This window comes from Citrobacter amalonaticus (genome assembly GCF_002918555.1).
Classification (GTDB): Bacteria; Pseudomonadota; Gammaproteobacteria; order Enterobacterales; family Enterobacteriaceae; genus Citrobacter_C; species Citrobacter_C amalonaticus_A.
Genome location: NZ_PQMB01000005.1, coordinates 310,600 through 323,507 on the forward strand (window position 1 = coordinate 310,600; position 12,908 = coordinate 323,507).

9 protein-coding genes are annotated in these 12,908 nt (G+C 53.2%); 5 read left to right on the forward strand and 4 right to left on the reverse strand.

The window, feature by feature from the left end; genetic code table 11:
* Nucleotides 1-101: 101 nt before the first annotated feature.
* On the reverse strand, nucleotides 102-1,424 hold the full coding sequence (gene xylA / locus C3432_RS21345; RefSeq protein WP_103778649.1) for a xylose isomerase: 1,323 nt from the start codon (nucleotides 1,422-1,424) through the stop codon (nucleotides 102-104).
* A gap of 319 nt (nucleotides 1,425-1,743) precedes the next feature.
* Between xylA and xylR the strand changes: the two genes are divergently transcribed.
* Nucleotides 1,744-2,922 (forward strand): D-xylose utilization transcriptional activator XylR, encoded by a 1,179-nt coding sequence (xylR, locus tag C3432_RS21350; protein WP_103778651.1) that lies wholly within the window; start codon nucleotides 1,744-1,746, stop codon nucleotides 2,920-2,922.
* A 50-nt stretch (nucleotides 2,923-2,972) separates the two neighbouring features.
* Here the strand turns inward: xylR and C3432_RS21355 are convergent, their stop codons facing one another.
* On the reverse strand, nucleotides 2,973-3,797 hold the full coding sequence (locus C3432_RS21355; protein ID WP_103778653.1) for a protein bax: 825 nt from the start codon (nucleotides 3,795-3,797) through the stop codon (nucleotides 2,973-2,975).
* 316 nt (nucleotides 3,798-4,113) lie between these two features.
* On the opposite strand from C3432_RS21355, the gene malS reads away from it, so the two are divergent.
* Both malS and avtA read left to right on the forward strand, forming a co-directional pair.
* A complete protein-coding gene (gene malS, locus C3432_RS21365; RefSeq protein WP_103778655.1) occupies nucleotides 4,114-6,144 on the forward strand; it encodes an alpha-amylase in 2,031 nt (676 codons plus the stop codon).
* 175 nt (nucleotides 6,145-6,319) lie between these two features.
* On the forward strand, nucleotides 6,320-7,576 hold the full coding sequence (gene avtA, locus C3432_RS21370) for a valine--pyruvate transaminase (RefSeq protein ID WP_103778657.1): 1,257 nt from the start codon (nucleotides 6,320-6,322) through the stop codon (nucleotides 7,574-7,576).
* A gap of 153 nt (nucleotides 7,577-7,729) precedes the next feature.
* On the opposite strand, the gene C3432_RS21375 is transcribed toward avtA, so the two are convergent.
* Together C3432_RS21375 and C3432_RS21380 are read right to left on the reverse strand one after the other, a co-directional pair.
* Nucleotides 7,730-8,221, reverse strand: a complete 492-nt coding sequence (locus C3432_RS21375) for a 4Fe-4S dicluster domain-containing protein (RefSeq protein ID WP_103778659.1) — start codon at nucleotides 8,219-8,221, stop codon at nucleotides 7,730-7,732.
* A gap of 241 nt (nucleotides 8,222-8,462) precedes the next feature.
* A complete protein-coding gene (locus tag C3432_RS21380; protein WP_103778661.1) occupies nucleotides 8,463-9,278 on the reverse strand; it encodes a helix-turn-helix domain-containing protein in 816 nt (271 codons plus the stop codon).
* 235 nt (nucleotides 9,279-9,513) lie between these two features.
* Between C3432_RS21380 and C3432_RS21385 the strand changes: the two genes are divergently transcribed.
* Nucleotides 9,514-10,914: an MFS transporter gene (locus C3432_RS21385; protein ID WP_103778663.1), complete on the forward strand. Its 1,401-nt coding sequence runs from the start codon at nucleotides 9,514-9,516 to the stop codon at nucleotides 10,912-10,914.
* 10 nt (nucleotides 10,915-10,924) lie between these two features.
* Entirely contained in the window at nucleotides 10,925-12,880 is a 1,956-nt protein-coding gene (locus tag C3432_RS21390; protein WP_103778665.1) for a glycoside hydrolase family 127 protein, read from the forward strand.
* Nucleotides 12,881-12,908 lie beyond the last annotated feature (28 nt).

A 12,908-nucleotide genomic window follows, 5' to 3' on the forward strand; every position in this document is an offset into this window, starting at 1 on the left:
ATGACTCCTTAAACAGAAATGCCCGGTATCGTCGCGCTTACCGGGCTCAGGATTCTCTGGCCGGGCGAATGCAGCGCGACCCGGCACACTATCGCCGTCCGTTACTTATCGAACAGGTAGTGGTTTACCAGATTTTCCAGCTGTTCCTGGTGACCGCTTTGATGAACCGGCGCAAGGTTATGCTGCTGCGCATACTGCGCCAGCTCGCTCAGGGATAACTGGCCTTTCAGGATCTGCTGACCCAGTTCGCTATTCCAGCCTGAATAACGTTTTGCCACACGTTTATCCAGCTCGCCGTCCTCAATCATGCGAGCCGCCACTTTCAGCGACAGCGCCATCGTATCCATAGCGCCAATATGTCCATAGAACAGATCGTATTTATCGGTGCTCTGACGGCGCACTTTGGCGTCAAAATTCAGTCCCCCGGTAGTGAAACCGCCAGCTTTGAGGATTTCGTACATCACCAGCGCATTCTCTTCAACGCTAATCGGGAACTGGTCGGTATCCCAACCCAACTGCGCATCGCCGCGGTTGGCATCGACGGAACCAAACAGACCCAATGCAATTGCGGTGGCGATTTCATGATGGAAGGAGTGACCCGCCAGCGTCGCGTGGTTGGCCTCAATGTTCAGCTTGACCTCTTTCTCCAGACCGAACTGTTTCAGGAAGCCGTAGACAGTTGCCGCATCGTAGTCATACTGGTGCTTGGTCGGCTCCTGGGGTTTAGGTTCAATCAGCAGAGTCCCCTGGAAACCGATTTTATGTTTATGCTCGACCACCATCTGCATGAAGCGGCCAATTTGCTCGCGTTCCTGGCGCAGATCGGTATTCAGCAAAGTTTCGTACCCTTCACGACCGCCCCAAAGCACATAGTTTTCACCGCCCAGTTTGTGCGTGGCGTCCATCGCGGTCACCACCTGGGTGGCCGCCCAGCTGAACACTTCAGGATCCGGGTTCGTGGCCGCACCGGCGCCGTAGCGCGGGTTGGTAAAGCAGTTCGCCGTCCCCCACAGCAGTTTCACGCCGCTCTGCTCCTGCTTCGCCGCCAGAACATCAACCATCTGCGCGAAATTATTTTTGTACTCTTTCAGCGATGCACCTTCCGGTGAGACATCCACATCGTGAAAACAGTAGAAAGGCACATTCAGCTTGTGGAAGAACTCAAACGCAACGTCAGCCTTACGTTTTGCCAGCGCCAGCGCCTCACCCGGCTGCTGCCAGGGACGGTCAAAGGCCCCTACGCCAAACATATCCGCACCGTTCCAGCAGAAGGTGTGCCAGTAGCAGGCCGCAAAACGTAAATGCTCCTCCATACGTTTGCCCAGCACAAGCTCATCTGGATTGTAGTGACGGAACGCAAATGGATTAGTGGATTTAGGGCCTTCATAACGAACACGATCGAGTTGGTCAAAATAAGCTTGCATAATAAACTCCATAATCAGGTAATACGGCGAGTAAACTGCGATACCTAATACTGGAATTTCCTGATTTATTGCTCAATTACGTTATTTCACACCGCTATTAAGAGAATACCCAAATGTGCACTGGCTCCCAAAAAAACGCCTGAATCCGGGGAATAAAAAGTCGATCGCGATCGAAGGTTAGTAATTAAACAAAAAACCATAACTCACAGATAAGAAATGAGAATTGCCTTCGCAGTTTTGGTGTGGTGAATTTCTCCTGGCATTAACACGAGTGATAATATCGGCACGCCAACGTTCACATTTTTCAGGATCTGTTCTTATGTTTGATAAACGTCACCGTATCACCCTGTTATTTAATGCGAATAAAGCCTACGACCGGCAGGTAGTAGAAGGTGTTGGTGAATATTTACAAGCATCGCAGTCAGAATGGGACATCTTCATCGAAGAGGACTTTCGCGCCCGAATTGATAACATCAAAGACTGGCTGGGCGACGGCGTGATTGCCGATTATGATGACGATGATATCGTTCAACTGCTTGCCGATGTGGACGTCCCCATCGTGGGCGTTGGCGGCTCGTATCACCTTGCAAAAAACTATCCCCCTGTACATTACATCGCGACCGATAACCATGCGCTGGTCGAAAGCGCATTCCTGCATTTGAAAGAGAAAGGGGTTAACCGCTTTGCGTTTTACGGCCTTCCGGCGTCCAGCGGCAAACGCTGGGCAGCAGAACGTGAACACGCTTTTAGTCAGATAGTCGCCCAGGAGCGGTATCGCGGTGTGGTGTATCAGGGGCTGGAAACCGCGCCTGAAAACTGGCAGCACGCACAAAACCGGCTGGCAGACTGGCTGCAAACCCTGCCGCCGCAAACCGGCATCATCGCGGTCACTGACGCCCGCGCTCGTCACGTATTGCAGGTCTGCGAGCATCTGCATATTCCGGTTCCGGAAAAGCTCTGCGTGATTGGCATTGATAACGAGGAACTGACCCGTTATCTGTCACGGGTCGCCCTGTCATCTGTCGCTCAGGGCGCACGACAAATGGGTTACCAGGCGGCAAAGCTGCTGCATCGGCTGCTCGATAACGAAGAGATGCCGCTCCAGCGGATTCTGGTACCGCCTGTACGCGTTATTGAGCGTCGTTCCACGGACTATCGCTCCCTCACCGACCCGGCGGTAATTCAGGCAATGCACTTTATTCGTAACCATGCCTGTAAGGGCATCAAGGTGGATCAGGTACTGGATTCCGTTGGGATTTCCCGCTCAAATCTGGAGAAGCGATTTAAGGAAGAGGTTGGCGAGACCATTCATGCAGTGATCCATGCCGAAAAGCTGGAAAAAGCGCGTAGCCTGCTGATTTCCACCACGCTATCAATTAATGAAATCTCGCAGATGTGCGGCTATCCCTCTTTGCAGTATTTTTATTCTGTATTTAAAAAAGAGTACGACACGACGCCCAAAGAGTATCGCGATCGACACAGTGAAGTATTGTTGTAATGTTTTCAGACGGGAAGAAAAACGCCTTCTGAAAAGAAGGCGTTCGGAGATTACATATGTGCGGCAATTAAGCGCTGGTTATCCTGGTACATAGCGAACAGATAGTTGTTGTAGCTCTGTCCTTTGGTGGAATACCCCTTCAGCTTATGGATCATCGCTGTTGCGGTCACTTCCTGATCCGCCTTGCGCAGTTGAGCGCGAGATTTACGGAACGAAGAGTAAGCCGGATGGGTATTCAGGTTAGTGACGTACGCGCTCACTGACTCCTTCACGGAATCGAACTGAGAGTATCCCTTCACCTTACCAGGCGCATTGACACAACGCCCTTTCCCACACTTCATGCCGAAAAGGTTGTTATTGCTACGCGCGAGCTTCGAGGTTCCCCAGCCGCTCTCCGCCGCCGCCATTGTCGCCACCATGCTGGTTGGAATAATGTCTACGCGTTCCAGCAGTGTATTCCACGGAATTTTACGCGTATTGCCAGACCAGCTCACCTTATAGCGCTTAGCGATATCTTTCATACGCGTGCGCTCAGAAGGCGACCAGCGATTCTGGTACTGCTTTGAAATCAGCCAGTTACGATCTGCCGTAATGGCAGCATTTTGACTGGTAATATAAGGCATAACCGTCCGGAGAAACGCTTTTTTCCTTGGTGTTCCGGAAGGGTATTTTCGCAAATCAGGAAGTGAACTGCTCTTTGCACTATTGCGAGAATACTCTTGTTTACTGCTAACCTGTGTATTACTTGTCTTGATTATGTGGGACGTGTGACTCGTTGCTGTCGTGTGCGTCTTAGCCAGCACCTCACTCGAAAAAACACAAGTGAGTAACATGAGAATCATTGCCCCATATCGTCGAATGGGAGTCAATATCATTAGGTCTCCTGGTCGGATTTATACATTCCAACACCTTATTTTTTTCACAATTTTGAGATTTGAATCCCAAATCATAGCAAAAATAGCCGTCAAGAGCACCCCTGGAAATAGTACGAATCCGAAACTATGTCACGTACTAATCATTCTGAAGAACATTAATCCGAAGAAAATGTGGTGCTTATCGCAAAATATGGCTAATTTTTGCGCGCATACGTTCATCCTCGCGCCTCATCCGGGCAGAATACGCCAGCAGGAGGAGTTACCTGGCTCATTTCGCTGGCAGACTGGCTAAAATCGCAGCAACAAGGACAGCGTTATGAAACTTGCCGCCATCGCACTGACATTTTTACCCGGTATCGCGATCGCCTCGTCATGGACTTCCCAGGGCTTCCCCGTCTTCACTGAGGAGAGGACCGGAAGGTTTGTCAGCCATGCGGAGCTGACGAAGGGTACTCGTCCTTTGACCCTCAATTTTGACCAACAGTGCTGGCAGCCTGCCGATGCCATAAAACTCAATCAGATGCTGTCGCTGAAACCTTGCGAAAACACGCCGCCGCAGTGGCGATTATTTAAAGCGGGTGACTACACGCTGGAGATCGACACGCGTTCCGGCACGCCCACGTTGATGTTATCGGTAAAAACACAGACAGTGCCGGTCAGCGATCGGGTACGCCAGTGCCCGAAATGGGAGGGTTCGCCGCTGACGATCAACGTGAGCCAGACCTTCCCCGAAGGGGCGGTCATACGCGATTTTTACAGTAAACAGATCGTCACCGTCAAAAATGGGCAGATTACGCTGCGACCCGACCCCGCCAGCAATGGATTGCTGTTGCTTGAGCGTGCGGAGACTGACGCGCCGGCCCCCTTCGACTGGCACAACGCCACGGTTTACTTTGTACTCACGGATCGCTTTGAGAATGGCGATCCCACCAATGACCAAAGCTATGGCCGACATAAAGACGGTATGCAGGAGATTGGCACCTTTCACGGCGGGGACTTACGCGGGCTGGCAGATAAACTGGATTACCTGCAACAGCTGGGCGTGAATGCGTTGTGGATAAGTGCCCCATTTGAACAAATTCACGGCTGGGTTGGTGGAGGTACCAAAGGTGATTTTCCCCATTATGCTTATCACGGTTATTACACTCAGGACTGGACCACTCTTGATGCCAACATGGGAAGTGAAGCCGATCTGCGTGCGCTGGTTGACGGCGCGCACCAGCGTGGTATCCGCATTCTGTTTGACGTCGTGATGAATCACACGGGCTACGCGACGCTTGCAGACATGCAGGAATTCCAGTTTGGCGCTCTTTATCTCTCTGCCGATGAACTGAAAAAAACGCTCGGCGAACGCTGGACGGACTGGAAGCCTGCTGCCGGTCAAAGCTGGCACAGTTTTAATGACTACATCAATTTCAGTGATAACGCCGCCTGGGAGAAGTGGTGGGGGAAAACGTGGATCCGAACCGATATCGGCGACTACGACAATCCAGGCTTTGACGATCTAACGATGTCACTGGCCTTTTTGCCGGATCTTAAAACTGAATCCACTCTCCCTTCGGGCCTGCCGGTATTTTACAAAAACAAACCCGACACCCACGCCAAAGCCGTTGACGGCTACACGCCGCGGGATTACCTGACCCACTGGCTGAGCCAATGGGTACGCGATTACGGTATCGACGGATTCCGGGTCGATACCGCCAAACATGTTGAGCTCCCCGCCTGGCAGCAGTTAAAAACCCAGGCCAGCGCGGCATTGACCGAATGGAAAAAGGCCAATCCGGATAAAGCGCTCGACGATAAACCGTTCTGGATGACGGGCGAAGCATGGGGCCACGGGGTCATGCAGAGCGACTATTATCGGCACGGTTTCGACGCGATGATTAATTTTGATTATCAGGAGCAGGCCGCTAAAGCCGCTGATTGTCTGGCTGATATGGACCTCACCTGGCAACAAATGGCCGACAAACTGCAAGATTTCAACGTGCTGAGCTATCTTTCTTCGCACGATACCCGCCTGTTCCGTGAAGGTGGCGACAAAGCCGCAGAGCTTTTGCTGCTGGCCCCTGGTGCGGTGCAGATTTTTTACGGCGATGAATCTGTGCGTCCTTTCGGCCCCACGGGTTCAGATCCACTTCAGGGCACGCGTTCAGATATGAACTGGCAGGATGTTAGCGGCAAATATGCCGCTAACGTCGCCCACTGGCAGCGTCTGGGACAGTTCAGAGCCAGACACCCCGCCATCGGCGCGGGCAGACAGACGACGCTTTCGCTGAAGGAGGGATACGGATTTGTGCGCGAACACGGCGACGATAAAGTGATGGTCGTCTGGGCAGGTCAACCCTGACAGCGTCGACGTCCCGTACTGCTGCAGTGCGGGACGCCATCAACCAGATAAAATTCCACCCAGAAGAAAATTACCAGCACAAAGCATCAACCGCACGACGGAGACCCGATTTGCACCCCGCCAGAGGTAGCGTTATGGTTACCCCTTTGATACACAGTCCGACAGACCATCCGCGATGACATTTTCACTTTTTGGCGACAAATTTACCCGCCACTCAGGCATTACCCGCCTGATGGAGGACCTCAACGACGGCTTACGCACGCCCGGCGCAATTATGCTCGGCGGCGGTAATCCGGCGAAAATCCCGGCGATGCAGGATTACTTCCACACGCTACTCGCAGAGATGCTGGAAAACGGCAAAGCCACTGATGCGCTTTGTAATTATGACGGTCCGCAGGGAAAAACTGAGCTGCTGACCGCCCTCGCGTCGCTGCTACGTGAGAACCTGGGTTGGGATATTGAAGCACAGAATATTGCGCTAACCAATGGCAGTCAGAGCGCGTTTTTCTACTTGTTTAATCTCTTTGCCGGACGCGGCGCCGACGGGACAACCAAAAAGGTGCTGTTCCCCCTTGCACCAGAGTACATCGGTTACGCAGACTCAGGACTGGAAGAGGATCTGTTTGTCGCCGCGCGCCCCAATATCGAACTGCTGCCAGAAGGTCAGTTTAAATATCACGTTGATTTTGAACACCTGCATATAGGTGAAGAGACGGGGATGATCTGCGTTTCGCGTCCAACCAACCCGACAGGTAACGTGATCACCGATGAAGAGTTAATGAAGCTCGACACGCTCGCCCATCAACACGGGATCCCACTGGTGATTGATAACGCCTACGGCGTGCCGTTCCCGGGCATTATCTTTAGCGATGCGCGTCCGTTATGGAATCCTAACATCGTACTGTGCATGAGTTTGTCCAAGCTGGGGCTTCCAGGTTCTCGTTGCGGCATCATTATTGCCAATGAAAAAATCATCACCGCCATCGCGAATATGAACGGTATTATCAGCCTCGCACCTGGAGGAATGGGTCCGGCCATGATGTGCGAAATGATTAAGCGTAACGATCTGCTGCGCCTGTCAGAGACGGTGATTAAACCTTTTTATTATCAGCGTGTTCAGGAGACGATAGCGATCATTCGCCGTTACTTACCGGAAGATCGCTGCCTGATTCATAAACCTGAAGGGGCTATCTTCCTCTGGCTGTGGTTTAAGGATTTGCCCATCACCACCGAACTTTTGTATCAGCGTCTGAAGGCGCGTGGCGTACTGATGGTGCCTGGCCACTACTTCTTCCCCGGACTGGATAAACCCTGGCCGCATACGCACCAGTGCATGCGAATGAACTACGTTCCCGATCCGGAGAAAATCGAAGCTGGGGTGAAAATTCTGGCTGAGGAGATTGAGCGCGCCTGGAGAGAGGGCAGCAACTGATCCTGTCGCCCGCTGCAATTCAGGCATCGGGCGACGCCTGTTCAACGATATTATCCGGGTTCAGATGATAAATGCGCCAGTCGCTGAGCAGGTTAAGCGGCTGCGAGATACGCTTGCCTGTTCGATGTCATACCCTGCCTCCCTGCCTGATGTTCAAAGGGGAGCGAAAGCCGTACGGCTTCGTCTTTCACGACTTTGCTGCGCGATCTGTTCCTCACTCACGCAGCTCAGCGCACGTGTCGGGCAGCCTTCCACGCAGGCAGGGCCTGTTTCACGGTGCCAGCAAAGATCGCATTTAATCGCCTTTGCGCGTGAGGCCTGCGCGACGACGTTCATTGCGCCAAACGGACATGCCAGCATACAGCTTTTACAGCCAATACATCGCGCCTGTTCGACGAAGATATGCCCACGCTCTCGGCGAATCGCCTGAGTTGGGCAGACGTTGGCGCACGGCGCATCCTCACACTGATGGCAGGCAACAGCGGTAGTAAAATCAGCGTCTTTAATCACCCGAATGCGTGAGACAAACTCTCCCGACGACACCGCCGCACAGTCCTGATTTTCCTGATGTGAAACCACACATGCGACTTCACAGGTACGGCAACCGATACACTTTGTCGCATCCGCCATGATAAACCGGTTCATTTTCTACTCCGCCCGCCATAAAACGCCAGAGTGCCAGAGTGCAAGCCGTTGTTGCCTTGATCACACAGGGGAAACGGTTAAATTTTGGCACTTGCCCATGAGGTTGCGGAACTTCGCCTAAGGCGATCCCCCCTCTTTTTACGTTAGTTGCACAATATGCGTTCCTGGCCAGATAAGTCGCTTGCGACGCTCTCCGGCAAAACCGGCGTGACGTTTGTCAGCCGTTTTAAAATGACAGGCTTTAAGAATTAATATGTTCCTTACAGTAGCGTCGCTTCCAGACGGCTGGCGTCAGCCCCGTGTGTTTACGAAAGATCTGACGGAAATAGCCGACATCATTAAAACCACACAGCTCCGCCACCTCCTTCAATGAACGCGCATCGCTGATCAGCAATTTTTCTGCTTCTCGTACACGCTGGCGATGAATTGCCTCAGTTAAGGTCAGATGAAAGACTCGCCGATAGACACGACCAAGATAATCCACATTACAGTGCAGCTCTTTGGCCAGAAGCCCGGTCGATAGCGGCAGATGATACTGCGTACGGATAAGCTGTTGCGCCTTCCATGCCAGCGATCCCCCTGGATCCTCGGCGTTTTCATTCTGCGGATCAGTACAGGTTAACTGTTGCAGGATTAACAGGACGATAAATTCCAGCGCCGGACTGCGCTGCAGCTTCTCCTGTTCGCTCATAAACTGGCGAAAAAGCGCAATCAGCGCCTGCGGGTCCGCTACCCGCGTGTGCTGTGGTACAGAGAGATGCGTCAGCCAACGCGGATCGCTATCGGGCGCTTTTACCTCAAAGTGCAGCCAGTAAAACCTGAGGTCGGAAGGGAAATCTTCCACGCCAATATGCCGACGACGCGGCCATAGCAGCAGGCTTTCTCCTGCCTCCACGCAAAAAACATGATCTTCTTCCTGAATCGTCAGCCGACCTTTTTCCACAAAAATGATTTCCCACGATTCCAGACGCCTTGCAGGATGACGACCCACCCCGCGAGAAATGAAGAGTCCCCCGTTTTGCACTTTAATCGGAAGCGTCATGGATAATTCGAGCATAGATATGTAATTTCCCGCTTAATTCATACCAAATAAATGGATTACCTTTTGATTATTAATCAAAAATCTAAACTTCCCTCGATCCATCTCACATTTTTTATCACAGGTCGGAATTGTCACCTTTTTTTACTCTTTCGTCGCCTTGTTGAGCGTCTGATTCCAGGCAGAATTAATCAGGTCATTCTCATAAAACAATAATCACTGAAAGAAACCTCTCCATTAGCGAGGAACCTCTATGACCTCTACACCGATAACTACCCGCGATATCGCCAAAGGCCAGGCCGATGATGCGCTGTCCGTGCGTGAGAAAATTGGCTACGGTCTGGGCGATGCCGGCGGCACCGTCATTACCTGTCTGATCATGAACTTTCTCACCTTTTTCTACACCGATGTGTTTGGCTTAACCCCCGCGTTGGTGGGGACCCTGTTCATTGCCCTGCGCGTCTTCGATGCGATTTCCGACCCCATCATGGGGGTGATTGCCGATCGCACGCAAAGTCGCTGGGGACGTTTTCGTCCGTGGCAGTTATGGATTGCGATTCCCATCGGCATTATCGGCGTGCTGACCTTTACCGTCCCGGACGCCAGCATGGGGGTCAAAATCGCCTGGGCGTTCGGCACCTATCTGCTGCTCTCCGTCGGATATACCGCCATCAACGTGCCTTACTGTGCGTTGATCAACACCATGACCACCCGCCACAGCGAGGTTATCTCCTGCCAGTCCTGGCGTTTTGTACTGTGTGGTGTCGCGGGCTTTCTCGTCTCCGTTGGCCTCCCCTGGATGGTGGACGTATTTGGTCAAGGCAATGCCGCTCAGGGTTATCAACTGGGTGTGGGTGTGCTCTGTAGCGTTGCGGTGGTGATGTTCCTGTGCTGCTTCTTCTGGGTTCGCGAGCGCGTACCGCTGTCGATGATGGGAAAATTTACCCTGCGCGAGCACCTTGCCGGGCTGCGTAAAAATGACCAGTTGTTGCTGATGCTGGTCATGTCCTTCCTGCTGATTAACGTCTTTAATATTCGCGGCGGTGGGTATATGTATTTTATTACCTACGTGCTGGAAGGCAGCACCGCGTACACTTCGCTGTTTTTCACAATGGTGACCTTCGCCTCTATTATCGGTTCGGTGATCGTCAACCCGCTTACGCGTCGATTCGATACCGTCAGACTCTATTACTACACCAACCTGGTGCTGGCGGCTCTGGCGGTGCTGATGTGGTTCCTGCCCTCCGGCCCGGCTTACCAGACGCTGTGGCTGGCAGCGATCCTCGGTAACGGTATTATTCTGGGCTTCACCCTGCCGCTGCACTTCTCGTTGATGGCTTTTGCCGACGATTACGGTGAATGGAAAACCGGCGTGCGTTCGTCCGGGATGAACTTCGCCTTCAATCTGTTCTTCATCAAACTGGCCTGGGCCTCCAGCGCCGGGATCATCAGCTTATTGTTTATTTTCGTCGCCTATCAGCCTGGCGCGGGCAATCAGACCGCCAGTTCGCTGAGCGGAATTACCGCCATGGAGACGCTGCTGCCTGCCCTGTTCCATCTGCTGCTGGCACTGTCTGTCCGTATCTGCAAACTCAATAATCCAATGATGTCGCGCATTGCCACCGATCTGCGCCAGCGTCATGTACAACCTTAAGGAGCACGAAATGAACGTACTGGAAGTCGACCTGCATAAGCTTACGGTCAGCGATCCGTTCCTCGGACAATACCAACAGCTGGTCCGCGATATCGTGATCCCCTACCAATGGGATGCTTTAAATGACCGGATTCCGGAAGCCGATCCCAGCCACGCGATCGAAAACTTCCGCATTGCGGCAGGTCAGCAATCGGGAGAGTTTTACGGAATGGTTTTTCAGGACAGCGATGTCGCCAAATGGCTGGAAGCCGTCGCCTGGTCGCTGTGCCAGAAGCCCGATCCAGTGCTTGAAAAAACCGCCGATGAGGTGATTGAACTGGTGGAAGCCGCCCAGTGTGATGACGGCTATCTCAATACCTACTTTACGGTAAAAGCCCCGGAAGAACGCTGGACCAACCTGGCGGAATGCCATGAGCTGTACTGCGCCGGACACATGATTGAAGCGGGCGTTGCCTTCTTCCAGGCCACCGGCAAACGCCGCCTGCTGGAGGTGGTATGCCGTCTGGCAGACCACATCGACAGCGTTTTTGGACCCGGAGAAAATCAGCTCCACGGCTACCCAGGACACCCGGAAATTGAGCTGGCGCTGATGCGGCTGTATGAGGTCACGGAACAGCCACGCTACCTGGCGCTGGTGAACTATTTTGTTGAGCAGCGCGGCACCGAACCGCACTTCTACGATGAAGAGTATGAAAAGCGCGGGCAGACGTCTTACTGGCACACCTATGGTCCGGCGTGGATGGTAAAAGACAAAGCCTATAGCCAGGCACACCAGCCGGTTTCAGAGCAGAACACCGCAATTGGCCATGCGGTACGATTCGTGTATCTGATGGCTGGCGTTGCGCATCTGGCGCGCCTCAGCAACGATGAAAACAAACGTCAGGACTGCCTGCGCCTGTGGAACAACATGGCGCAGCGCCAGCTGTACATCACTGGCGGAATCGGCTCGCAGAGCAGCGGCGAAGCCTTCACCTGCGATTACGATCTCCCCAATGATTCTGTCTATGCGGAAAGCTGCGCATCAATCGGTCTGATGATGTTTGCCCGCCGGATGGTGGAAATGGAGGCGGACAGCCAGTACGCCGACGTGATGGAACGTGCGCTGTACAATACCGTGCTGGGCGGAATGGCGCTGGACGGTAAGCACTTCTTCTACGTGAATCCACTGGAAGTGCATCCGAAGTCCTTAAAATTTAACCATATCTACGATCACGTGAAGCCCGTACGCCAGCGCTGGTTCGGCTGTGCCTGCTGCCCGCCGAATATCGCCCGCGTACTTACCTCCATCGGTCACTACATCTACACGCCGCGCAAAGAGGCGTTATATATCAACCTCTACGTTGGCAACAGTATGGAAATACCGGTGGAAAGCGGCACGCTCAGGCTACGTATCAGCGGTGATTATCCCTGGCATGAGCAGGTCAACATCGCCATTGAATCTTCACAACCGGTCCATCACACCCTGGCGCTACGTCTTCCGGACTGGTGCCCGAATGCGAAGGTGACGCTGAACGGGCAGGAGGTCGCACAGGAGATACGCAAGGGCTATCTGCACATCACCCGGATCTGGCAGGAAGGCGACACGATCGGTCTGACGCTGCCAATGCCTGTACGCCGCGTATACGGCAACCCGCTGGTGCGACACGTGGCGGGTAAGGTTGCCATTCAGCGCGGACCGCTGGTCTATTGCCTTGAGCAGGCAGATAACGGGGAGGAATTACACAATCTGTGGCTACCCAAAGAGAGCCATTTCCGGGTCTTTGAAGGCAAAGGTCTGTTTGCGCATAAGATGCTGATTCAGGCAGAAGGTGTGAAGCAGAGTGTCACAAATGCGCAGCAGCAGGCGTTGTGGCACTACGACCACGCTCCCGCGTCCAGCCAGCCGCAGACGCTGACGTTTATCCCGTGGTTTAGCTGGGCTAACCGGGGTGAAGGGGAAATGCGCATCTGGATTAACCAGGCGTAATTAACGTGCCGGATGACGATGCGAAAGC

Excerpts from the sequence above, each read along its gene's own strand:
- xylA (WP_103778649.1), bottom strand. The coding sequence starts at position 1,424 with ATGCAAGCTTATTTTGACCAACTCGATCGTGTTCGTTATGAAGGCCCT.
- xylR (WP_103778651.1), top strand. The coding sequence starts at position 1,744 with ATGTTTGATAAACGTCACCGTATCACCCTGTTATTTAATGCGAATAAA.
- C3432_RS21355 (WP_103778653.1), bottom strand. The coding sequence starts at position 3,797 with ATGATATTGACTCCCATTCGACGATATGGGGCAATGATTCTCATGTTA.
- malS (WP_103778655.1), top strand. The coding sequence starts at position 4,114 with ATGAAACTTGCCGCCATCGCACTGACATTTTTACCCGGTATCGCGATC.
- avtA (WP_103778657.1), top strand. The coding sequence starts at position 6,320 with ATGACATTTTCACTTTTTGGCGACAAATTTACCCGCCACTCAGGCATT.
- C3432_RS21375 (WP_103778659.1), bottom strand. The coding sequence starts at position 8,221 with ATGAACCGGTTTATCATGGCGGATGCGACAAAGTGTATCGGTTGCCGT.
- C3432_RS21380 (WP_103778661.1), bottom strand. The coding sequence starts at position 9,278 with ATGCTCGAATTATCCATGACGCTTCCGATTAAAGTGCAAAACGGGGGA.
- C3432_RS21385 (WP_103778663.1), top strand. The coding sequence starts at position 9,514 with ATGACCTCTACACCGATAACTACCCGCGATATCGCCAAAGGCCAGGCC.
- C3432_RS21390 (WP_103778665.1), top strand. The coding sequence starts at position 10,925 with ATGAACGTACTGGAAGTCGACCTGCATAAGCTTACGGTCAGCGATCCG.